The organism is Pseudomonas sp. FG86 (assembly GCF_057808775.1).
In genome coordinates, this window is the sequence record NZ_JBMDIS010000035.1 from 1 (window position 1) to 22,011 (window position 22,011).

Consider the following 22,011-nt stretch of genomic DNA (forward strand, 5'->3'; position numbering starts at 1 on the left):
ATGGTAGTGTGGGGTTTCCCCATGTGAGAGTAGGTCATCGTCAAGATTAAATTCCAGAACCCCATTTGCGAAAGCAGATGGGGTTTTGTTTTGGGCGATCGAAAAGCGCAGGCGCAAGCGTGCTCACGCAGGACGATAACGCTGACGCGCACCGTCGGGCACACCGAACCCACTCCAAATCCCCGCACTTGCCCCCAATCGCCCGACAAATTTGCACAGTTATTTCTGAACCAGACCACTAGAATAGGCACCTAACCTTTTTTAGAGTCAGAGCCCTATCTATGCCCGACCCGGTTGATACCCTCAAGGTGTCGGATTTACCACTGGACGACCTGGTTGCATGTCATGAGTGCGACTTGCTGATGCGCAAACCAACGCTTGCCCTTGGCGAAAAGGCCCAATGCCCGCGTTGCGGGTACGAGCTTTACGCTCACCGCCACAATGTCGTTGAGCGCAGTCTTGCCCTCGTGCTCGCCGCGCTGTTGCTGTACATCCCCGCGAACTTTTTACCCATCATGCAGCTCAATCTACTCGGGCAATCCTCTGAGGACACCGTGTGGAGTGGCGTTGTCGGTTTGTTCGATACCGGCATGCAAGGCGTTGCCGCCGTGGTGTTCCTGTGCAGCATGGGTATTCCCTTGCTCAAGCTGCTTTGCCAACTGGCAGTGTTGCTCAGCATTCGCTGGAAGATGGGCCGCAGTTACGGGCTGTTGCTGTACCGCATCTACCATCATATGAAGGACTGGGGGATGTTGGAGGTCTATTTGATGGGGGTGTTGGTAGCGATCGTAAAACTCGCAGATATGGCTTCTATCACAATCGGTCTGGGGCTAGCCTGCTTTGTCAGCCTATTAATGGTTCAGGTTCTGCTTGAGGTGGTGATGTCGCCGCACCAGATCTGGCAAGCACTGTCAGGAGAAGATGATCATGCGGGCGATTGATGCAGGCATTCTGATTTGTACCGAATGTCACGAACTGAACAAGCAAGAGCCGGATGCCGATGAGCAATCCTGCAGCCGTTGTGGTGCGCTGATCCATGCCCGCCGTCCCAACAGCCTCACGCGCACATGGGCATTGCTGATCACCGCGGCCATTTTATATATTCCCGCCAACCTGCTACCGATCATGACCATCAACTCCCTTGGCCAGGGTGATCCCAGTACCATCATGTCGGGTGTCATCCAACTGGTGCAGCACGGGATGTTCCCCATCGCCGCCGTGGTGTTCATTGCCAGTATTCTGGTGCCGACATTCAAGCTGGTGGGCATTGGTCTGCTACTGTTCTCGGTGCAGCGTCACCAACCGCTGTCCGCGCAACAACGCATCATCATGTACCGATTTATCGAATTCATTGGCCGCTGGTCCATGCTGGATATCTTCGTGATCGCCATCCTGGTGGCGGTTGTAAACTTTGGGCGGCTTGCCAGCGTCGAGGCCAACCTCGGCGCAGCAGCCTTCGCCAGTGTGGTGATCTTGACGATGCTTGCCGCAGTAACTTTTGATCCCCGACTGATTTGGGATAACACGGAGTCGGACGACGACCATGAGTGATTTGCCTAAAGCTAAAACCCGACCGGCCTCGAATTGGTCGGCAATTTGGGTCCTTCCCCTGATTGCGCTGATCATTGGTGGCTGGTTGGGATGGCGTGCCTATTCCCAGCAGGGCATTGAAATCCAAGTGCGTTTTGAAAGTGGCGAAGGCATCCAGGCCAACAAAACCGAAGTGGTCTACAAAGGTATGTCAGTGGGCAAGGTCAAGACCTTGGCCCTTGACGATGAGGGCAACAATCGCGGGGTGATTGCCACCATCGAGATGAACAAGGACGTCGAGCAATACCTCAAGACCAACACCCGCTTCTGGCTGGTCAAGCCCAGTGTCAGCCTCGCCGGTATCACCGGCCTGGAAACCTTGGTCTCAGGTAATTACATCGCTGCCAGCCCAGGCGACGGCGAACCCACACGCAAATTCAAGGCCCTCTCCGAAGAGCCGCCATTATCCGACGCCAAGCCCGGCCTGCACCTGACCATCAAGGCCGACCGTCTCGGATCGCTTAACCGTGGCAGCCCAGTGTTCTACAAACAGATCCAGGTCGGCCAGGTCAAAAGCTACCTGCTGTCCGAAGACCAGAGCACCGTTGAAATCAAGGTTTATATCGAACCAACCTACGCCAACCTGGTGCGCAAACACACGCGTTTCTGGAACGCCAGCGGCATCAGCATCGATGCCAACCTCTCTGGAGTGAAGGTGCGCAGCGAGTCCCTCTCCAGTATCGTTGCCGGCGGTATCGCCTTCGCCACGCCGGAGAACCGCAAGGATAGCCCTCCCACTGATCCGAGCCTGCCGTTCCGCCTGTACGAAGATTTCGACGCTGCCGCAGCCGGTATCAAGGTCAAGGTCAAACTTACCGACTTCGAAGGCTTGCAGGCCGGACGCACCCCGGTGATGTACAAAGGCATTCAGGTCGGCAGCCTGAAAACCCTGAAGATCGATCCAGACCTGTCCAGCGCCAATGCTGAGCTGACCCTTGACCCATTGGCCGAAGATTATCTGGTGCAGGACACCCAGTTCTGGGTGGTCAAACCGTCCATTTCCCTGGCCGGTATCACCGGGCTTGAAGCGTTGGTCAAAGGTAACTACATCGCCATCCGCCCTGGCGACAAAGGCAGTGCGCCACAGCGTGAATTTGTCGCCCGGGCCAAGGCCCCGCCATTGGACCTGCGTTCGCCAGGCCTGCACATGGTGCTGTTCACTGACAACCTTGGGTCCCTGGATGTAGGCAGCCCGATTCTCTACAAGCAGGTCAAGGTAGGTTCGGTGCAGAGCTATCAGTTCTCGCGCAAGAACAAACAGCTGGTGATCGGCGTCCACATCGAGAAGGAATACGCCAATCTGGTCAACGGTTCGACGCGCTTCTGGAATGCCAGCGGCGTAACCTTGACCGGCGGACTCACCGGCGGCATCCAAGTGAAAAGTGAATCCCTGGCCAGCTTGATGGCCGGTGGTATTGCCTTCGAAACGCCGGAACCGAACGTACCGCTGAAAAAGCGCATTCCACGTTTCCGCCTGTTCGCCGACCGTGAGGCCGCCAACCAGCATGGCACCCTGGTGACCATCAAGGTCGACCGCGCCGATGGGCTGCGTCCTGGCACGCCTGTTCGTTTCAAAGGGCTGGATGTGGGCAAGATCGAGAGCGTCGACTTGAGCGCCGATATGCAGTCGGTATTGCTCGGCGCGCGTATCACCCAAGTTGCGGACCGCATCGCGCGCGTCGGCAGTCAGTTCTGGGTGGTCAAGCCTGAACTGGGCCTGATGAAAACCTCCAACCTGGAAACCCTTGTCACCGGGCAGTACATCGAAGTACAGCCTGCGGTGAAAAACGCCGGGCCACAAAAGAGCTTTGTCGCCCTGGACCAACCCCCTGAAACCGCCCACCAGGAGGCGGGCCTGAGCCTGGTGCTCAGTGCCGCGCGCCGTGGTTCGTTGAAGGAAGGTGTACCGGTCACCTACCGTGAAGTCACCGTGGGCAAAGTGACTGGATATGAACTGGGCCAGACCGCCGACCGCGTACTGGTCCACATCCTGATCGAGCCCAAGTACGCTCCCCTGGTACGCAGCGGCAGCCGCTTCTGGAACTCCAGCGGCTTTGGTCTCGACTTTGGCCTGTTCAAGGGGGCGACGGTGCGGACGGAGTCCCTGGAGACGCTGGTCGCCGGCGGCATCGCCTTTGCCACGCCCGATGGCGAGCGCATGGGGAGTGCGGCGCGACCGCAGCAAACGTTCCCGCTGTTCGACAAGTTTGAAGACGAGTGGCTGACCTGGGCGCCTAAAATCCCACTCGGTAAATAGACCTGGGCGCCGCTATCGGGAGTAAGCCCCTCCCACATTTTGATTTGTGAGCGCATTCAACATGTGGGAGGGAGCTTGCTCCCGATGGGGCCTCAAAGACGACGTAAAACCCAGCCCAAAAAAAGGCCGCGATCGATCAGATCGCGGCCTTTTTGCATTTCAACGCCGAGCGTCAGACCTCATCCAACTCCGGCTCATCTGCCTGCACATTCACCGTGGCCTTCACCACATCGTGGCGGCGGATGTACTTCCAATCCGCCTCATCGATATAGATCCCGTTCGGTCCGCTGCCGCCCTCCAAGTCGATTGCGACCTGGGCTGAGACCTGCGGTTTCACACTGGCCAGGATCGGCACGAAGCCCAGTTGCAGGCTGGTCTCCAGCAATGCGGCCTGGTTCTTCTCGTCGATATCCGCGGCTTCATCGAGATAGTACGGCAGCCGTACGCGACCGGCCTGGTCGCGGTCCATCAAGTGCAGCAACAAGTACATGTTGGTCAGCGCCTTGATTGTCATCGTGGTGCCGTTGGACGCGGCACCATCGATGTCGGTGTGGATCACCGGCTGACCATGCACCTTGGTGATCTCGAAGGCCAACTCGAACAAATCCTTGAGGCCCAACTGGTTATGGTTTGCCGCTACCAGGCGCGCCAGGTATTCCTTGGCCTCTTCGTTCTTGTTGTCCTGCTCGGCGCTCTGGCTGAGGTCGAACACCGACAGGGTTTCGCCTTCTTCATACTGACCGGCACTGTGGATGATCTGGTCGATATGCTTGAGGGCTTCCTTGTTGGGCGCCAGCACGATACGGAAGCTTTGCAGGTTGGACACCTGGCGTTTGTTGATCTCGCGGTTGAACAATGCCAACTGGTGCTCAAGGCTGTCATAGTCGCTGCGGATATTGCGCAGGGTCCGCGCGATATCGGTGACTGCCGCACGCCGTGCCTTGCCGAGGGTCAGTGCTTCATCGGTACGGTGCGCATAGGCGTTGATCAGCAGTTGCAGGCGACGCTCCACGTCATCCTCGCTGTCGAACTTGGCCACGCCCTTGAGGCGTACCTGGGCGTACAGCGCTTCGATCTGGCCATCAGCGCGCAGCAAGCCCTGCCAGCTGTCCTGATAGTCATTGAGCAGCGGCAACAGGTTGTCCATGGAGTCGTCGACCGGGTCCATGAACGGCGTGCCGAACGGCAAGTCCGCCGGCAGCAACTGACGACGGCGCAAGGCGTCATCCAGGGTGCGTTGCTTGGCTTCCATATCGCCGATCTGGCGACCGACCAGTTGCAGCTTGGCCGACAGTTGCTGGACACGTTCGGTGAACGCATCGCTGGAGCGCTTCAGTTCATCCTGGGCGGCTTCCATTTGCGCCAGCTGTTCCAGCTTCTCACCTTCTTCGGCGCTCAGGGTTTGCGCGCGGCGGAAGTCTTCGAGGGCTTTTTGTGCGTCCAGCACCTGCTGGTACAGCGCTTCAGTCTGGGTCTTGCTCGCGGCACGGTCAGAGGCCACGGCCTGCTGGGTCTTGAGCTGCTTGAGTTCTTTCTCCAGGCGTTCTTTCTGGTCACGCAATGCCGCGCGATCCGCCAGGGCCTGTAATGCCGGGGGCTCGATGTGCGAGATGTCGATGGACAGCCCCGGCACTTCGAAACGCTCGCCCTTGAAGCCATCCAGGATCAGTTCCAGGGATTTGACCCACTGGCCGTCCTCATCCAGCGTAATGCCATGCTCGCCCAACGGCAGGCTGAACAGAGAACTGTTGAACAAGCGCATCAGACGCTCGACATCCTGCTGTGAGAATTCTTCACGCAGTTTGGCGTAGCTATTGTTATCCGCGTGATCAAGCTGCTGCTTGACCGACTTCAAGCGTTTTTCCAGGTCGCGCAGACGCTCGTCCAAATCCTCGGCGCTGAACTGCCGTGACTGCGCCAGGGCGCCGGCCAGTTCATCGTGGGCATCCTTGGCCGCCAGCAGTTGTTGTTCCAGCACCTTGACGTCATCGACCAAGGCAAATCGATGCTTGAGCACCGACAGCTCGCCCAGCCAACGCTGGATACCGCTGATTTCCCGCTCCAGGCGCATCAGCTCCTGGGTGCCGCCGCGCTGGTCGTTTTGCAGCGCGTCCTGCTCGTTGCGGTAGTGCTCGGCCTGGATGGTCAGCTCTTCCTTGCGCGCACTGGCGTAGTCCGACCAGGTGCCCAGCAGCGAATCCAGCAGCGGCGACAGGCGATGCAATTTGCCACGCAGGATGTCGCGCTGTTTCACACCATTGGCCAGTGCTTCAACCAGCGGTCCTGCGGCGACCAGGGAGTTGTAGTCCTGCTCCATGCGTCGCACGTCGCGGAAGGCTTCTTCACACGCGGCGATGTAATCGACACTGCCGGAGCGCAGGCTGTGCTCGAACGCATCGAGGAACAATTGCTTGAGCTTGGCCGCGGTGATTTCGCGCATGTGCAGCAGGTTGATAAACAGTGCGCGGAAGGTCTTCAGGCTCTGTTCGCTGGTGGAACGCAGCGGGATCAGGGTCAGGTCCAGCGGGATCGACGTGTGGCCGCCCACCAGCAAACGGCGTAGTTCATCGGGCTTGAGCTCGTAGGCTTTCAGACCCTCGCGCTCCAGGTTGGTGAACAGTTCTTTCTGACGCAGGCAGGTGTCGTTTTTCTGGTAGTGGGCCAGGTCCAGCTTGCCGGCGTAGGCGAAGAACTGGTGACCAAAGCCGCCTCCCGGGCCGCGACCGACCACGCCGATCACATGCGGGCCGTGGGGCAGGGAGACCTCTACGAGGATGTAGCTGGTGTCGGTGGCAAAGTAGAAGCGCCGCGATTGTTCCAGGGTGTACTTGCCGAAACTCATGTCCGACATGCGCGCCAGGATCGGGAACTGCAAGGCGTTGATCGACGCGGATTTACCCAGGTTGTTCGCGCCATACACCGACAGCGGCTCTTCCAGCGGGAACAGGCCCAGGCTGTAGCCGGCGGTGTTCAATAGGGCGAAGCGGCGGATGCCGTAGCGTTCCTTGCTCATGCGTCGGTCTCCTGTTCTTCGGCAATGGCGCGGGCCAGGGCGTCTTCTTCGCTTTCGTCGTCAAAATCACTCAAGTCCAACGGGTCATCGGTCTTCAGCAGTTTTTCATCGCTGTCTTCGTCGATGATCACCGGGGCAGGCAACGGCAACACGCTGTGCACGCTGGCCGCCAGGTCGCGGTCCTGCTGCACCGACAGGCACACATCGAGGAAGCGGTGCATCGGCGGCAGGAAGCGATAAATACCGTTGTCTTCGCTGGCGAAACCCAATTGGGTCATGCGGCGCATGATTTTTTCTTCGAGTTCTTCCTGGGTCTGCACTTCGGCCTGGATAAACAGATCGCGGTACTTTTCCAACAACGAGGGCAGTTCGTCGCGGCCCAGGCTGCCACCGTCGAGCACGGCAATCGGGTCGCGGCCCTGGTCGGCCAAATGCTCGACGATGATGAAGGTGAACAACGCCAGGCGTTGGGCGGTCTTGTTCACCTGCGCGCTGGCAATGGCGGAGTCGGGTACGAAGTAGTAGAAGCCCCGGGTATCGCACACCAGCTCAAAGCCAAGGGCCTTGAACAGCGTACGGTACTGATCCTGGAAATTCGACAGTTGCGCGTACAGCTCCGGGTCTCGGCGGCTGACGTGGTAACCCTTGAACAGCTCGCGAAAAATCGGCGCCAGCTGGGACAGTTCGGATAGATCAAGATGCATAAGGAGTGCTCGCAGAATGCTCGGCCGCGTCAGGGCTGGCCGGGAGCAGGGCGAATGAGCGCAGGCTGACCTGGTGCTCGTGTGTGTGGTAATCGCGGCGTTCCAGACGCTCGCGCTTGAAGCGTTTTTCGCGGGACAGGCGTGAGAACCAATACAGCAATTCGTCGGTGGCGCCGTCCGGCTCCTGTTCCAGCAGCCAGGTCATCAGGTCCGGCATCGGCAGCGCGTCTTCGCAGCGTTCGAGCATTTCCTTGACCGTGCGCGGTGCGCGCTGGGCTTCGCCTTTATGGGACTTGTGCGCCTTGGGGAAACGCGCCGGTTTCGGCTCGAAGTTCGCCAGGGCGTATACGTAGGCCTCGACCTGACTCGCGCTGCCAAGGAAGGTGCTTTGCGGCCGGGTAAACATCGGCATCGCGGCCTGCGGCACAGCATCCAGGCCTTTGCGGCGGATGGCCGATAGCGCGAGTGCTGCGCCACGGGTCACGGCGTTGTGCCGACGTGCTTCTTCACGCAGTGGCAACAGCAGTTCCCGTGCGTGACGCAAGGTCAGTTGGGCGCTGGTCTGCATCTCGAGAATGCGCGCGTGGGTACGCAGCAGCATGTCGTCGTCCACCAGGTGGCCGAGGCGCTGTTGCTCGGTGAGCATGCGCAGCAGCACATTTTCCACCTTGCGCACGCCTTGCTCGAAGGCGCCGTCGGCGTTCACCAGTTGGATCATCGGTTCGACGTATTCATCCCAGGTCGCCAGGACTTCGGCATAACGCTGGCGCAACGGGATCTGCCGGTCGCTGGTCTTGGCGCGGTCGGCCACGGCAGCGAGGGCCTGTTCGTCGTTGGCGAGTTTTTTCAGTACGTCGCGCACACGCATGTCCAGCAGGCGCAGTTGCCGCGCCAGGTCGTGGCCATCACGGATGTCGAAGGCGTCCTGGATATAACCGGCCAAGCGCTCGAGGTGGCGCAGGTAAGCTTCGATTTCCAGGCACAGGCCAAGCCGGTGCTCCTTGCGAAGATAGGCGAGGAAGTCGTGGATCTGTGCATTGAGCTCGAAACGGTTCGGGCTCTTGGCGACAGGTACCAGGATATCCAGGCGAATCCACACGTCCAGCAGGCTGGTGATGTCCTGGGGCGTGCTGTCCAATTGTTGGGCGGCCAGTTGTGCGCGCAACTCGCCCAGGCTCAGCGTGCCTTGGTCGAAGTGTTCGCACAGTGGCTCAAGTAGGGCCCAGTGTTCGGCGAGGGCGCGCAGGACGCGCTTGGGTTCGATCATGGGAATGGCCGGCTGGTTGGCGATTAAAAGTCGCGATTGTACTGCATCAGGCGCGGGATTTATCCACAGCCGGTCAGTGCGCAGTGGGCGATTGTTACCGAACAGCGGTAGAATCCCCGTTCTTTACTTATCCACAAGTGGCCGAGCTGTGCTTATCGAGTCCCGACGTCGCGCTTACTTGACCGCCATGCAGGTGGTCAACTGGCTGCCCCGCACCGAACTGCCGTTTGCCGCCCCGTCGCGGCCCGAGTTGTTGCAGGCGCTCGAGCCCTATGAGGCGTTCGAGACCTCCGGGGAAGAAGCCGCTGCGCCCGTGGCGGTGGTCAAGCCAGAGCCGCCTGTGCGGCCGGTGGTGGAGCGCGCCAAGGTCGAGGTGCCACGTCCGTCGCCGATGGCCAAGCCGGTAGTCGCTGAAGAGGCGGCACCCGTGGTCAAGGCGCCGGTCGTCCCGCCACCGCGTTTTGCCCTGCAATTGCTACGGGCCGGACGTTGCCTGTTGCTGGTGGAACTGCCTACCGGCGAGCGCTTCCAGACCCGTGACCCGGCCTACATGCTGCTCAAGGACATGCTGCGCGCCGCCGGCCTGCCCGACAGTCCGCAAATTGTCGGCGACCCCGTGCGTTGGCCGCTGCTGGTGCGCGGCACGATGGACCAGGGCCCGGAAGCCGCGCGGGATTTTGTCCAAGGTTTTGTCTCGGCGCGTTTGGAAGACGAACCCTGCGTGTGCCTCTGGCTGATCGGCCTGCCTGCCGTGCGCTTTGCCGGTGAGGCCAATGCCGAGGCGTGGTACCGCGAGCTGCAGGTCGAAGGCCTGGGCTCGGTATGGGCCCTGCCGGGCCTGGAATTATTAATGGAAGAGCCACAGCGTAAGGCTGATGTCTGGCAAGCCATGCGCCGGCTGATGGCGCGCTGGAAAACAACCGATGAGTGAGGCTTTATCCTTCCGCCCGATGACCGAGGCAGACCTCGACGCCGTGCTGAAAATCGAATACGCGGCATTCAGCCATCCCTGGACCCGCGGGATCTTCCTCGACGGGCTGGGCAAATACCAGATCTGGTTGATGTTTGAAGGCGAGCAGCAAGTGGGCCACGGCGTGGTGCAGATCATCCTCGACGAAGCGCATTTGCTGAACATTACCGTCAAGCCGGAAAACCAGGGCCGTGGCCTGGGCCTGGCGCTGCTGGAACACCTGATGTCTCGCGCCTATGCGGCCAACGCGCGGGAATGTTTCCTCGAAGTGCGTGACAGCAACACCGGCGCGTTCCGGCTGTACGAGCGCTATGGCTTCAATGAAATCGGCCGTCGGCGCGATTACTACCCGGCCGTCGGTGGGCGCGAAGATGCGGTCGTCATGGCCTGCACCCTGGTCGACTAAATCCATAGCCCAATGTGGGAGGGGGCTTGCCCCCGATAGCAGTGGACCAGCCAGCTCATCGAGTGACTGACACACCGCCATCGGGGGGCAAGCCCCCTCCCACATTGGGATTTTCGCAGAGTCAGCGATTGCCGTCGACAGGGTCCAGATCAGCTAATTCGGCCTCATCCAGGCCATTGCCGCCGCCAATTTCATCTTCATCCACGATGCTCAGGTCAAAATCCGCCGGGTTGTCTTCACCCGCCTCCCGAGCATCTCGCGCGCCATCCTCATGGATCAGCGTTTCCGGGCTCATATCATCATCAGTCGACTCATGATCATCGGTAGAAGCCCCGGTCATCCCCGCCTCGCGCACCCGTTCGTCAGGCATCAAGTGTTTGCGCTCGCCGCGAGGTATCTCATTACCGATTCCCGCCGTCGGCTCCTCCTCGTCAAAGTCCAGCTCGCGCATCGAGCCCATGCGATCTTCGTTGTCATCAATCGGTTCGGGCTGGGTAGCACCGTACGGACGTCGTGATTCAGTCATGGCCAATCCTCATACTGTGGGGCTTATAGTGTGTGGACAGGCATTGCGCCCCAAAGATTCAAGCTGATTCATGTTTGTTATTCACCGGCAGGGCGTGACCCGGACGACGGGTTGTCAGTCACAAAACTGCGCATCATTCCTGAGGCTTTCCCTGATGAACGAACTACAAGACCTGCTTGATAACAACGAACGCTGGGCGGATGCGATCAAACAGGAAGATCCCGAATTCTTCGCCAAGCTCGCTCGCCAGCAGACCCCGGAATACCTGTGGATCGGCTGTTCTGACGCCCGAGTGCCGGCCAACGAGATCGTTGGCATGCTGCCGGGTGATCTATTCGTGCACCGCAACGTGGCCAACGTGGTGCTGCACACTGACCTCAATTGCCTGTCGGTGATCCAGTACGCGGTCGATGTACTCAAGGTCAAACACATCCTCGTCACTGGCCACTATGGCTGTGGCGGCGTGCGTGCATCGATGCAGGACCGCCAGTTCGGCCTGATCGACGGCTGGCTGCGCACCATTCGCGACCTGTACTACGAAAACCGTGACCTGCTGGCCCAGTTGCCGACTGAAGAAGAGCGCGTCGATCGCCTGTGCGAGTTGAACGTGATCCAGCAAGTGGCCAACGTCGGCCATACCAGCATTGTGCAAAACGCCTGGCACCGTGGGCAGAGCCTGTCGATCCATGGTTGCATCTATGGCATCAAGGATGGCCGCTGGAAGAGCCTGAACACCACCATCAGTGGCTTTGAGCAACTGCCACCGCAATATCGCCTGCGCCCGTTAGGCGAAGCCTAACGGTATTCGGGGCCGCGCTTGCTCTCCAGCACGCGCAGCCCCTCGGCGCTTATCTGTTCCTCTCGGCCTTTGATCCAGCCCCGGCAGTTGGGCGCGCCACAGTGGCAGGCAAATTGATGGGGCAAGATGTCACCGCTGTCGGCGTAATCGATGGTCAGCCAGTTTCCGACGGCAATCGGCACCACGGCCCATAGCTCCAGATAGTGGGTGTCGAAATAGACATTCGGGCTGCAAGAGTGACGCAGCAGGCCGCAGAACCATCGGTCGTACAGATGAATACGCGATGAGATCTGGAAGGTGTGCTGGCGCCGCTCGCTGAGGGCATAGCCCGACACCTTGGCAATACGCGTTCGGCTGTCAAAGGCGACACGGGCCTTGATCCCCGTGGGGTCGCCGTTTCGGTTGCGCACCACTTGAAACTGGCGGGTCGAGGGGTAGCCGCACTCAAACAGCGATGTCGCAAAGGGATAGAGGCAGTCAGTCGCAACAGTTTTAGCCTTATCCATGGCTTGAGTCTTCATAACTCTCCTTGGTAGGGCTGCGTCGACCTGCGGATGGTGTCTGACTGCCAGTCTTGCAGCGGATGGCCCGGCTCAAGACTCGCTCAAGATTGAACCGATTTCTACTGTCAGAGTTGACAGTAGAAATCGTTTTTTTTGCGCTCTAGAGCGCTGGAATGCTGATCGTCGGGGTGGGCGCGGCGTTTTTAAGCTGTTTGAGCTGTGACTTGATCGCGGGCGTGGCGCATTTGGCATTCGCCTGTTCAGGGCTCAGGTTGCGCACCGAGGTATAGAACAATTCACAGGTCTGTTCTTTGCGCGTGACCTGCCAGGTGTTCATGCATGCCTTGAGTAGCACATTCGGATCGCTCGCCGGTTTTTGCCCCATCCCGGCTTGCCAGCAGGCGGCACTCAGGTCCTGGCCCATCACTTTCAAGCCTGCTTCGTCAGCCTTCTGCTCGTCGCCGTCATAGGTGTCGGGGCTGGCCGCATACCAGATGTAGCTGGGATGGTTGGCGCCCAGGACCGACACGGTTTTACCCGCTTCCGGGCTGATTTGCGCCAGGCCCAGCACCCCCACGGTTTGCCCGTATTGTTGCTTGATCCAGCTGCGCACCGGCGCGCCGAACGCGACCATTGGCAATGAGCCGCTGGGCCGCACGCTCAGTTCCTTGACCATGCGGGTCTGGTAGTCGGTGAAGTAACCGTAGACGCTCTCCAAGTCCTTGCCGGCGTTGGACGGTGCGGCGATGGGCGCGATGTCGATGATGGTCTGGTACGCCGGGGTTTCGGTGGCCGGTATGCCATTGTCGGTGAGCAAGGTGGCCCAGCGGTCGGTGGTGGCCGATTCCAGGTAATCCTGGGCCTGGGTCAGTGAGTAATCCGGGGGGAAGTGCAGCAGCTCAATGCTCTTGCGGTTTTCCAGGGCCATGCCCAACGGCAGGAACAGGTACCAGTTGTAGGCCCACTTGCCGTCGACGTTGAGTTTGCTGGCGCCCCGGTAGGCCAGGTCGGCGGTGTCGAGCAGTGCCGTCAGCGGGTGCCCGTAGCTGTCGGGTACGCCACTGAAGGTCGCGACGACCTGGCCCTCATGGGTTTTGACACTGACCTTGGCCCGACTGTAGCCGTCGCGTTGCAGGCTTTGGTTCAGGTAATGCTCGACGGTCTGCTCCAGCGTCCATGGACGAAAGCAGATCACGTTGCAGTTATTGGGGTAAGCGAACAACTGGGTCACCCGTTGCGGGCTACCCAGGGGTACTTCGATGTCGGCCTGTACCACCGCACTGGCCATCAGTGCGGCCAGGGCGAAGGACAGCCTGGTCGATTTGAACATACTTGATTCCTTGTCAGCGAAAGCCCGTCTGCGCGGGATGAAAGCCCACCTCCACACAGTAGCGGCTGACCGGGAAAACCGCGTCCTAAATCGTCGGGTGTGTCGTTATTGGATAAGCCGTCCTACACGCTGAACTGCAAGGCATTGCTCAAATCGCCCATGGGTTTCTGGCCGCGGGCAATCATCGCGTCATCCCGCTGCTTGAGGCCGTCCAAGGTCTCCAGCTGGAAGACTCGGGTAATCAGGCGCAGGATCGACGCCGTGTCGTACACCGTATGGTCCACCGTGCCTTTGCGCGCAAAAGGTGACACCACCAGCGCCGGCACTCGCGTACCAGGGCCCCAGCGGTCGCCCTTGGGCGGTGCCACGTGGTCCCACCAGCCACCGTTTTCATCGACAGTGACCACCACCACCATGTTTTTCCACTGCGGGCTCTCCTGCAGCACCTTCAGGGCACGCACGATATGGCGGTCGCCGGAGGCCACGTCGGCATAACCCGCGTGCATATTGAGGTTGCCCTGGGGTTTGTAGAAGGTCACGGCGGGGAGCTTGCCCGCCTCGGCGTCGGCGAAGAACTTGTTGGTGCTGGATTCGTCGCCCAAGCCCGCGTCGCGCAGGCGCTTGTCACGCTCCGCACGGTTTTCGGGCCCTTGCTGCTTGAAGTAGTTGAACGGCTGGTGGTGATACTGGAAATTCGGGATCTTCGGAATGCCGCCCGAGTCCTTGAATTGGTCCAGCGTCGCCTGCCAGGCCCCGGCGTACCAGGCCCAGTCGACGTTCTTTTTCGATAGCTTGTCGCCGATGTGTTCGTGGGTTTGCGGCACCAGCACGTTGGGCAGGTCGGCTTTGGCGTAGTCCGGGTTTTCCGGGTCGCGAATCCAGGTCGGCCAGTAGGGCGGGGCCAGGGTGTTCACGCCGTAACCGTCAGGGGTCAGCGCACTGGGGCCGAACTGCGGCGGGCCGGTCATGGCGCTGGCCGGGGATTTATCCAGGGGTTTGAGGCGCGGGTCAGTCGGGTCATCGCTTTGCAGCGTGGCGATCTGCGCCTTGGCCACCGACTGCGCGGCATTCGGATAAAACGGCGCGGTGGCGCTGATCAGGTACTGGTGGTTGAGGAACGAACCGCCGAAGGCACCCTGGAAGAAGTTATCGCAGAGCACGAACTCCTTGGCCACGTCCCACAAGCGTAGGGAATAACGGCTCTGGGCGTAATGCCCCATCACCAGGCCACCGGAGTCGGCCCAGGCAACGAAACCATCGTTCTTGCCGCCGTTGATCTGCATCTGGTTCTGATAGAACACGTGCCACAAGTCGCGGGTGACCAGGCTCAAGGGCAGGTCTTCGGCGTTCGGGCCCTTGAGGGCGAACGGGGCGTTGGGCAGGTTTTCCTGGAATTGCACTTCGCTGGGGTAGGTCACCCCATCCACGCTTTGCGGGCCGACCTGCAACACACCGCCCCAGACGGGGGGCAGGGTGGTCAATAAGCTGCCGTCGCGGTCGCGTTGCTGCGTGTCGGCGGCAGAAAGCGCCGACAGCGGTTTCTCAACGCCGGGGAAGTCCGCAAACAGATTGTTGAAGCTGCGGTTCTCGGCATAGATCACTACCACGGTCTTCACCTGGTCGTGCAACGCCTTGTCCAGCTCCTGGGGTGTGAGCGGGCGTGCCACTGGCTTGCCCGGTGCTTCGCTGCCATTGCCGCAGGCACTCAAGGTCGCGCCAACCCCCAGCACCGCCGCGCCCCCCAGGAAGCGCCGACGGCTGGTATCTACCGGCGGTTGGGCGATGGAGTCGGGGGCAGGGCGGTCTTCGTGATCGTCACTCATTGCGGGGAGTCCTTGCTGGCGAGATGTTGCAAGATATTTCGCAGGACGGTAGCAATGCAATGTGACGGAACGAAGACAGCTCTGTTATGCGGTTATGGCATCACCGGCGGCAAATACTTCAACGTCGTCCCCAACGCCCACAACAAAAACAACACCAGCGGCGTGTGCACCAGCAACTGCACAAATGAAAACCCGATCAAATCCCGCGCCTTCAACCCCAGCACCCCCAGCAACGGCAGCATATAGAACGGGTTGATCAGGTTCGGCAGTGCTTCGGCGGCGTTGTAGATCTGCACCGCCCAGCCCAGGTGGTATTGCAGGTCATTGGCCACTTGCATCACGTAAGGCGCTTCGATGATCCACTTGCCGCCGCCCGACGGGATAAAGAACCCCAGCACCGCCGAGTACACGCCCATCAACAGCGCGTACGTATCGTGGGAGGCGATGGAGGTGAAGAACGTCGAGATGTGGTGCGCCAGGGTCTGGCCGTCGCCGCCCTTGACCACGGTCATCAGCGCGGCGATCGAGCCGTACAGCGGGAACTGGATCAGCACGCCGGTGGTTGTCGGCACGGCGCGGGCCACTGCATCGAGGAAGCTGCGCGGGCGCCAGTGCAGCAGCGCCCCGACCATGATGAACAGGAAGTTATAGGTGTTCAGCCCCGAGATGGCGCTGATCGCCGGCTTGGTCGAGAACTCATGGAACAGCCAGCCGGCTGCCAGCAGCGCCAGCAGGATGGTCAGCAACGGGCTATGTTCCAGCCATTCGCCAGGGCGGGTCGGGGCTTGCGGTTTGGGCAGGTTGAAGGCCGGGTCGACGCCGCAGGCCTTGGCGTCACGTGCGCTGTTCGGACCGGGGGCGGTGGCGTAGGCGATGATCAGCGACACCACGATCAGCGCCAGCAACAGCACGCCCGATTGCCACAGGAAGATCGTGTCAGTGAACGGGATCACCCCGGTGATCGACAGGATCGACGGCGGCAGACTGGCCGGGTTGGCCTGCAATTGCGCGGCCGACGACGACAGCCCCAGCGCCCATACTGCACCGAGGCCCAGGTAGGCCGCCGCGCCAGCCGCGCGGTAGTCCATGCGTAAATCCGTACGACGGGCCAGTGCGCGCACCAGCAACCCCCCGAACACCAGGGACAAGCCCCAGTTGAGCAAGGAGGCAACCATGGAGATCAGCGCCACCCACGCCACGGCCGAGCGACCGTTCTTGGGGAGGCGTGCCAGGCGATCAATCAACTTCACCGCCGGCGGCGAACTGGCCACGACATAACCGCCGATCACCACAAAGGCCATCTGCATGGTGAACGGGATAAGGCTCCAGAAGCCATCTCCAAAGGCTTTTGCGGCTTCGGCGGGGGCGGCGCCCATGCCCAGGGTCGCCACAGCCACAATGATCACGGCGAGCGCGGCAAACACCCAGGAGTCAGGGAACCAGTGCTCGGCGAAGTTTGAACAACGCAGGGCAAATCGGGCATAGCGGCTTTCTTCGATAGCATTGGCCACGAGTCATTCCTCTTGTATTTATTATGGTTTTGGCAGTTTTACGGCATGTTCCGCTACGGCCATTGATATGGGAATGCAGTTATCTTCATCGATCCATGAGGAAAACAAATATATCCGCCGCGATTGCCATCAACCGGCTCAGCTCATAACCTGCACGCCATTTTGTTTGCCTGCCGAGCCTCAACATGACTGCCACCTCTGTTCTACAGGCGCAGCGTTTTTCTCGCTCCGACTACAAAACCCTGGGCCTGGCCGCCCTGGGCGGAGCCTTGGAAATCTACGACTTCATTATCTTCGTGTTTTTCGCGCTGACCCTCAGCCAACTGTTCTTCCCGCCCGAAATGCCCGAGTGGCTGCGCCTGCTGCAAAGCTTTGGCATCTTCGTCACCGGGTACCTGGCGCGGCCGCTGGGCGGCATCCTGATGGCGCACTTCGCCGACCATCTGGGGCGCAAGCGCGTGTTCAGCCTGAGCATCCTGATGATGGCATTGCCCTGCCTGCTTATCGGGATCATGCCAACCTACGCGCAAATCGGTTATTTCGCACCGCTGATCCTGCTGGTACTGCGCGTATTGCAAGGCGCAGCGGTGGGCGGCGAAGTCCCCAGCGCCTGGACCTTCGTCGCCGAACATGCACCACGTCATCACCGTGGTTACGCGTTGGGCTTCCTGCAAGCCGGGCTGACCTTCGGCTACCTGCTTGGTGCGCTGACTGCCACGTTGCTGGCGCAGGTCTTCACCCCGGCTGAAATCCTCGACTACGCCTGGCGTTTCCCCTTCCTGCTCGGCGGCGTATTCGGCGTGATCGGCGTCTGGCTGCGCCGCTGGCTCAGCGAAACCCCGGTGTTCCTGGAAATGCAGGCTCGCCGCCAAGCCGCTGCCGAACTGCCGCTGCGCACCGTATTGCGCGACCATCGCGCCGTCTTGCTGCCGGCGATGATCCTCACCTGCGTGCTCACTTCCGCGGTGGTGGTCCTGGTGGTCATCACCCCGACCATGATGCAGAAAACGTTCGGCATGACGCCCAGCCACACCTTCGCCTTGAGCGCCCTGGGCATCGTGTTCCTGAACATCGGCTGCGTGCTCGCCGGCCTGTTGGTGGACCGCATCGGCGCCTGGCGCGCGGTGCTGGTCTACAGTCTGCTGCTGCCGGTGGGTATTTTCGTGCTGTACGCCAGCCTGATCAGCGGTGGTGTCTGGCTCGGCGCCGCGTACGCGCTGGCGGGCTTGAGTTGCGGTGTTGTGGGCGCGGTACCGTCGGTGATGGTCGGCCTGTTTCCGGCGCAGGTGCGAGTATCGGGGATTTCCTTCACCTACAACATCGCCTATGCAGTGTGGGCGAGCACCACGCCGCTGATGTTGATCGCGTTGATGCCCACCAGCCCCTGGATTTGCGTGGGGTATTGCGTGGTGATGGGCGCGGTGGGGGTTGGGAGTGTGGCGCTGTTTGGCAAGCGCCACACCTTGACTGCCTGAGCGTCAGGTCAAGAAGTGCCACAGCAGCAGCGTACCGACCAAACCGACGACTGACACAATGGTCTGCAACACCGACCACACCCAAATCGTCTGCTTCAACTGCAAGCCAAAGTACTCACGGACCATCCAGAACCCGGCGTCGTTGACGTGGCAGAAGAACACCGAGCCGGCGCCGATGGCCAGGGCCACCAATGAGCTTTGCGTCGCCGCCAGCCCAGCCATCATCGGTGCGAGGATGCCGGCGGTGGTGGTGGTTGCCACCGTGGCTGAACCGGTGGCCTGGCGCAGGGCCACGGCGATCAGCCAGGCCAGCAACAGATACGGCATGTGCGCGCCTTCGGCGACCTTGCTGATGGTCTGGCTGACGCCAGCGTCGAGCAAGGTTTGCTTGAGGCCGCCGCCGGCACCGATGGTCAGCAGCAGCACGGCAATAGGCGCGAGGGCCTTGCGCAGGGTGTTGCCAACATCGGCGCGTGGCATGCCGGCGGCCCAGCCCAGGCAAACGACGGCGGCGATGACCGCCAGGCCAAGGGCAATCAGCGGTTCACCGAGGAACTTCAAGGTCAAGCTGAGCGTGCTGTCGGCCGGCAGCGCGACTTTGGCCAGGGTGCTGCCGAGCATCAGAATCACCGGCAACAAAATGATCAGCAACGACACGCCAAAGCTCGGCTGGCGCGGGGCCTTGGGCGGTGCGCTGAACAGCGCGCCGATGTCGGCCGGTTCATCCACGTGCAGGCGCTTGGACAACCAGTTGCCATACAGCGGCCCAGCCAGGATCACCGCCGGCACCGCCAGGCAGAAGCCCAGCAACATGGTCAGGCCCAGGTCGGCGTGCAACGCGCCCACCGCGATCAGCGGCCCCGGGTGCGGTGGCATCAGGGCGTGCAGGGTGGTCATGCCCGCCAGCGCCGGGATGGCGATTTTCAGCAGCGGCTGGTTCGAACGTTTGGCCATCACGAAGATGATCGGCACCATCATCACCAGGCCCACTTCGAAGAACAGCGGTAGGCCGATCACCATGGCCACCAGCGCCATTACCCACGGCAATGACTTGCCCTTGCCCAATCCGAGCAAGGTGGTGGCGATGCGGTCGGCCGCGCCGGATTCGGCCATCAACGCGCCGAGCATCGAGCCCAGTGCGATGATGATGCCGGCTTCACCGAGGATTGCCCCGGCGCCTTTACTGAAGGCTTTGGCAACTTCTTCGGGCGGCAACCCGGCGCCGACACCCGCGATAAAGGTTCCAATCAGAATCGACAGGAACGGCGGCAACTTGGTTGCGCTGATCAGCACGATGATGCTGGCGATGGCCAACAGGACGCAAAACATGAGGCGGGTGTCGTGAACCATCCACGCAGCAGTCGATAACACCAAGACGGGACTCCTTATCGAACAGGTTGAGAAATATGTTTCTTTTTGTTTCCTGCTCGAAAAGCATACCTGATACAACTGTTCCAGAGCGTTCAAGTGCACTTTTGGTGCACCAAGGATGACGCGCTGCTGGCGCGCGGATGACAATTTTGCAACCTGTAGCGGTGACGTTGGCCTATAGCGCTATGATCCGCCGCACCCGTCTCAAGAGGATTTTCCATGAGCGCAGGACATAGCCACGCCCAGGTACGCGCCGGTCACGAACGGTTGTTATGGATCGCCCTCGGCTTGACCGGCAGCTTCATGATTGCCGAGGTCATCGGCGCGTTTATCACCGGCAGCCTGGCGCTGTTATCCGATGCCGCACACATGATGACCGACGCCCTGGCCCTGGGCATTTCCCTGGTGGCGATCCAAGTGGCCAAGCGCGCCGCCGACCGCAAGCGCACGTTCGGCTATGCGCGTTTCGAAATTCTCGCGGCAGCGTTCAACGCGTTGCTGTTATTCGCCGTTGCGTTCTACATCCTCTACGAGGCGTATCAACGCCTGCGTGAACCCGCCGAGATCCAGTCCACCGGCATGCTGGTGATTGCCGTGCTGGGGTTGATCGTCAACCTGATCGCCATGCGCCTGCTCAGCGCCGCCAGCGGCGAAAGCCTGAATGTGAAGGGCGCCTACCTCGAAGTCTGGAGCGACATGCTCGGCTCCATTGGCGTGATCATCGCGGCGGTGGTGATTCTGTTTACCGGTTGGGGCTGGGTCGACTCGCTGGTCGCGGCCGCGATTGGTTTCTGGGTGTTGCCCCGCACCTGGATGTTACTCAAGGAGAGCATGAACGTGCTGCTGCAGGGCGTGCCGGACGGTATCGATATTGATCAGGTGGAGCAGGCTATTCGCAGTGTGCCTGGGGTCAAGGACGTGCACGACCTGCATATCTGGGCGCTCACCAGTGGCAAGAACGTGCTGAGCACGCACCTGGTGGCGGATTCGGCGTCCGGCACGGAACAACACATCCTCACCCAGGTGACGGAATTGCTGCATAAGCAATTTGATATTTCCCATGCGACGGTTCAGGTCGAAGGCGACGGCTTTGAGCATGACGAACATGACGAGGTGCATGCCTGATCCTGGCTAACGGATTTGTAATGTTCTGCCCACCGCCCTGATAAGTACCGAACGCTACAGTGCCCCGGCTTGGATTTATCCGCCATTCATGGGCCTGGAACTTTCGTTATGCCAACTGGTGCAAGAACATTACTGTGCTCGCTCGTCCTGTTTCTGGCGACAGCGCAAGGGGTCGGTGCACAGACCCTGACCCTCGACTCCGCGCTGCAAACGGCCTTCGCCAACAACCCGGACCTGGCCGCTGCGCGCTGGGAAATCGGGATTGCCGAGGGCGCTCGCCAACAAGCCGGCCTGATCCCCAACCCCGTGGCATCCTGGGATGCCGAGGACACCCGCCGCAGTACCCGCACCACCAGCGTCAAACTCAGCCAGACCCTGGAGCTGGGCGGTAAGCGCGGTGCGCGCATCGATGTGGCCACCCGCGCCCAGGACGCCGCCGCGCTGAGCCTGGAACAGCGCCGCAATGGGTTGCGCGCCGATGTCATCGAGGGTTACTACGGCGCCCTGCGCGCCCAGGAACGCCTCGACCTGGCGCAACGCTCGCTGGCCTTGGCCGAACGCGGCCTGGTGGTCGCCAACGGTCGCGTCACTGCCGGCAAATCGTCGCCGGTGGAGGCCACTCGCGCCCAGGTGCAGTTGTCGGAGATCCGCCTTGAATTCAACCGCGCGCAGATGGGCCTGACTGACGCCTATCGCCGCCTCGCCGCCAGCACCGGCAGTGCGGCGACCGACTTCCAGGCCGTCGCCACCCAAGGCCCTGCCACACCGCCACTACCGTCCGCCGCGCACTTGCTGGCGCGCCTTGAACAGACCGCCGAACTGCGCCTGGCCGAACTGCAGATCCTGCAGGGCGAAGCCAGCATTGGCCTGGAAAAAGCCCAGCGTATTCCCGACCTTGATGTGTCCATCGGCAGCCAATACGACGCCAGCGCGCGCGAGCGGGTGAACCTGGTGGGGGTGTCAATGCCGATCCCGTTGTTCAACCGCAACCAGGGCAACGTGCTCGCCGCCACGCGCCGCGCCGACCAGGCCCGTGACCAGCGCAACGCCGCCGAACTGCGCCTGCGCACCGAAACCCGCCAGGCCCTGGACCAGTGGCAAACCGCTAATACCGAAGTGCGCGCGTTCAACCAGCAGATCCTGCCCGCCGCCCAGAGCGCGGTGGACGCTGCCACCCGCGGCTTCGAGATGGGCAAGTTCAACTTCCTCGACGTGCTCGACGCCCAGCGCACCTTGATCGCCGCGCGCACCCAATACCTCACGGCGACCGCCCAGGCCACCGAGGCCTGGGTACGTATCGAACGGATTTACGGCGACCTCGCCCGGTTCTGATTTTTCCTG

At 61.1% G+C, this 22,011-nt stretch carries 18 protein-coding genes; 9 read left to right on the forward strand and 9 right to left on the reverse strand.

Features of this window, described 5'->3' with window-relative positions:
• Window positions 1-281: 281 nt before the first annotated feature.
• From ACODSV_RS20860 to ACODSV_RS20870, 3 genes are read left to right on the forward strand one after another with little or no spacing between them, the layout of a single operon-like run.
• Window positions 282-941, forward strand: a complete 660-nt coding sequence (locus ACODSV_RS20860) for a paraquat-inducible protein A (protein WP_069075247.1) — start codon at window positions 282-284, stop codon at window positions 939-941.
• The gene (locus ACODSV_RS20865; protein WP_024073211.1) at window positions 928-1,551 is read left to right on the forward strand and encodes a paraquat-inducible protein A; all 624 of its coding nucleotides are present in this window, start codon (window positions 928-930) and stop codon (window positions 1,549-1,551) included. Before ACODSV_RS20860 ends, ACODSV_RS20865 begins: the two co-directional genes overlap by 14 nt.
• Window positions 1,544-3,847, forward strand: a complete 2,304-nt coding sequence (locus ACODSV_RS20870) for a PqiB family protein (RefSeq protein ID WP_024073212.1) — start codon at window positions 1,544-1,546, stop codon at window positions 3,845-3,847. Before ACODSV_RS20865 ends, ACODSV_RS20870 begins: the two co-directional genes overlap by 8 nt.
• Window positions 3,848-4,019: 172 nt before the next feature.
• Here the strand turns inward: ACODSV_RS20870 and mksF are convergent, their stop codons facing one another.
• Genes mksF through mksB form a run of 3 tightly spaced genes read right to left on the reverse strand, consistent with a single transcriptional unit; the run spans window position 4,020 to window position 8,831 of the window.
• The gene (gene mksF, locus ACODSV_RS20875; protein WP_024073213.1) at window positions 4,020-6,860 is read right to left on the reverse strand and encodes an Mks condensin complex protein MksF; all 2,841 of its coding nucleotides are present in this window, start codon (window positions 6,858-6,860) and stop codon (window positions 4,020-4,022) included.
• Complete coding sequence (gene mksE, locus ACODSV_RS20880) at window positions 6,857-7,564, reverse strand: Mks condensin complex protein MksE (protein ID WP_024073214.1); 708 nt, start codon at window positions 7,562-7,564, stop codon at window positions 6,857-6,859. The genes mksF and mksE overlap by 4 nt, the downstream gene beginning before the upstream one ends.
• Window positions 7,554-8,831, reverse strand: coding sequence for an Mks condensin complex protein MksB (gene mksB / locus ACODSV_RS20885; RefSeq protein WP_069075245.1), 1,278 nt, complete (start codon window positions 8,829-8,831; stop codon window positions 7,554-7,556). Before mksB ends, mksE begins: the two co-directional genes overlap by 11 nt.
• Before the next feature lie 187 nt (window positions 8,832-9,018).
• Between mksB and ACODSV_RS20890 the strand changes: the two genes are divergently transcribed.
• The gene (locus ACODSV_RS20890; protein WP_051448866.1) at window positions 9,019-9,762 is read left to right on the forward strand and encodes a hypothetical protein; all 744 of its coding nucleotides are present in this window, start codon (window positions 9,019-9,021) and stop codon (window positions 9,760-9,762) included.
• Window positions 9,755-10,207, forward strand: a complete 453-nt coding sequence (rimI, locus tag ACODSV_RS20895; RefSeq protein ID WP_003188286.1) for a ribosomal protein S18-alanine N-acetyltransferase — start codon at window positions 9,755-9,757, stop codon at window positions 10,205-10,207. The genes ACODSV_RS20890 and rimI overlap by 8 nt, the downstream gene beginning before the upstream one ends.
• A 121-nt stretch (window positions 10,208-10,328) precedes the next feature.
• Here the strand turns inward: rimI and ACODSV_RS20900 are convergent, their stop codons facing one another.
• Window positions 10,329-10,733 carry a serine kinase/phosphatase gene (locus ACODSV_RS20900; RefSeq protein WP_150053881.1) on the reverse strand — a complete coding sequence of 135 codons (405 nt, stop codon included), beginning with the start codon at window positions 10,731-10,733 and terminating at the stop codon, window positions 10,329-10,331.
• A 154-nt stretch (window positions 10,734-10,887) separates the two neighbouring features.
• Between ACODSV_RS20900 and can the strand changes: the two genes are divergently transcribed.
• Entirely contained in the window at window positions 10,888-11,532 is a 645-nt protein-coding gene (gene can / locus ACODSV_RS20905; protein ID WP_010213394.1) for a carbonate dehydratase, read from the forward strand.
• On the opposite strand, the gene ACODSV_RS20910 is transcribed toward can, so the two are convergent.
• From ACODSV_RS20910 to ACODSV_RS20925, 4 genes are all read right to left on the reverse strand, one after another.
• The gene (locus ACODSV_RS20910) at window positions 11,529-12,053 is read right to left on the reverse strand and encodes an SET domain-containing protein (protein ID WP_150053880.1); all 525 of its coding nucleotides are present in this window, start codon (window positions 12,051-12,053) and stop codon (window positions 11,529-11,531) included. The two genes, can and ACODSV_RS20910, sit on opposite strands and share 4 nt — an antisense overlap.
• Before the next feature lie 142 nt (window positions 12,054-12,195).
• Window positions 12,196-13,365, reverse strand: a complete 1,170-nt coding sequence (locus ACODSV_RS20915) for a hypothetical protein (protein ID WP_150053879.1) — start codon at window positions 13,363-13,365, stop codon at window positions 12,196-12,198.
• Between the two features lie 122 nt (window positions 13,366-13,487).
• Window positions 13,488-15,188, reverse strand: a complete 1,701-nt coding sequence (locus ACODSV_RS20920; protein ID WP_102624509.1) for an acid phosphatase — start codon at window positions 15,186-15,188, stop codon at window positions 13,488-13,490.
• A gap of 92 nt (window positions 15,189-15,280) precedes the next feature.
• The gene (locus ACODSV_RS20925) at window positions 15,281-16,699 is read right to left on the reverse strand and encodes a short-chain fatty acid transporter (RefSeq protein ID WP_150053878.1); all 1,419 of its coding nucleotides are present in this window, start codon (window positions 16,697-16,699) and stop codon (window positions 15,281-15,283) included.
• Window positions 16,700-16,884: 185 nt separating this feature from the next.
• Between ACODSV_RS20925 and ACODSV_RS20930 the strand changes: the two genes are divergently transcribed.
• Entirely contained in the window at window positions 16,885-18,174 is a 1,290-nt protein-coding gene (locus ACODSV_RS20930) for an MFS transporter (protein ID WP_150053877.1), read from the forward strand.
• Window positions 18,175-18,177: 3 nt separating this feature from the next.
• On the opposite strand, the gene ACODSV_RS20935 is transcribed toward ACODSV_RS20930, so the two are convergent.
• Window positions 18,178-19,548: a GntT/GntP/DsdX family permease gene (locus ACODSV_RS20935; RefSeq protein WP_150053876.1), complete on the reverse strand. Its 1,371-nt coding sequence runs from the start codon at window positions 19,546-19,548 to the stop codon at window positions 18,178-18,180.
• A gap of 216 nt (window positions 19,549-19,764) precedes the next feature.
• Between ACODSV_RS20935 and ACODSV_RS20940 the strand changes: the two genes are divergently transcribed.
• Both ACODSV_RS20940 and ACODSV_RS20945 read left to right on the forward strand, forming a co-directional pair.
• On the forward strand, window positions 19,765-20,670 hold the full coding sequence (locus ACODSV_RS20940; protein ID WP_150053875.1) for a cation diffusion facilitator family transporter: 906 nt from the start codon (window positions 19,765-19,767) through the stop codon (window positions 20,668-20,670).
• Between the two features lie 108 nt (window positions 20,671-20,778).
• Window positions 20,779-22,002 carry a TolC family protein gene (locus ACODSV_RS20945; RefSeq protein ID WP_150053874.1) on the forward strand — a complete coding sequence of 408 codons (1,224 nt, stop codon included), beginning with the start codon at window positions 20,779-20,781 and terminating at the stop codon, window positions 22,000-22,002.
• Window positions 22,003-22,011: the final 9 nt, after the last annotated feature.

Coding starts and splice junctions, on each gene's coding strand:
- ACODSV_RS20915 (WP_150053879.1), bottom strand. CDS start 13,365: ATGTTCAAATCGACCAGGCTGTCCTTCGCCCTGGCCGCACTGATGGCC.
- mksE (WP_024073214.1), bottom strand. CDS start 7,564: ATGCATCTTGATCTATCCGAACTGTCCCAGCTGGCGCCGATTTTTCGC.
- ACODSV_RS20865 (WP_024073211.1), top strand. CDS start 928: ATGCGGGCGATTGATGCAGGCATTCTGATTTGTACCGAATGTCACGAA.
- ACODSV_RS20870 (WP_024073212.1), top strand. CDS start 1,544: ATGAGTGATTTGCCTAAAGCTAAAACCCGACCGGCCTCGAATTGGTCG.
- ACODSV_RS20930 (WP_150053877.1), top strand. CDS start 16,885: ATGACTGCCACCTCTGTTCTACAGGCGCAGCGTTTTTCTCGCTCCGAC.
- rimI (WP_003188286.1), top strand. CDS start 9,755: ATGAGTGAGGCTTTATCCTTCCGCCCGATGACCGAGGCAGACCTCGAC.
- ACODSV_RS20860 (WP_069075247.1), top strand. CDS start 282: ATGCCCGACCCGGTTGATACCCTCAAGGTGTCGGATTTACCACTGGAC.
- mksB (WP_069075245.1), bottom strand. CDS start 8,831: ATGATCGAACCCAAGCGCGTCCTGCGCGCCCTCGCCGAACACTGGGCC.
- ACODSV_RS20920 (WP_102624509.1), bottom strand. CDS start 15,188: ATGAGTGACGATCACGAAGACCGCCCTGCCCCCGACTCCATCGCCCAA.
- ACODSV_RS20945 (WP_150053874.1), top strand. CDS start 20,779: ATGCCAACTGGTGCAAGAACATTACTGTGCTCGCTCGTCCTGTTTCTG.
- can (WP_010213394.1), top strand. CDS start 10,888: ATGAACGAACTACAAGACCTGCTTGATAACAACGAACGCTGGGCGGAT.
- ACODSV_RS20900 (WP_150053881.1), bottom strand. CDS start 10,733: ATGACTGAATCACGACGTCCGTACGGTGCTACCCAGCCCGAACCGATT.
- ACODSV_RS20910 (WP_150053880.1), bottom strand. CDS start 12,053: ATGAAGACTCAAGCCATGGATAAGGCTAAAACTGTTGCGACTGACTGC.
- ACODSV_RS20940 (WP_150053875.1), top strand. CDS start 19,765: ATGAGCGCAGGACATAGCCACGCCCAGGTACGCGCCGGTCACGAACGG.
- mksF (WP_024073213.1), bottom strand. CDS start 6,860: ATGAGCAAGGAACGCTACGGCATCCGCCGCTTCGCCCTATTGAACACC.
- ACODSV_RS20890 (WP_051448866.1), top strand. CDS start 9,019: ATGCAGGTGGTCAACTGGCTGCCCCGCACCGAACTGCCGTTTGCCGCC.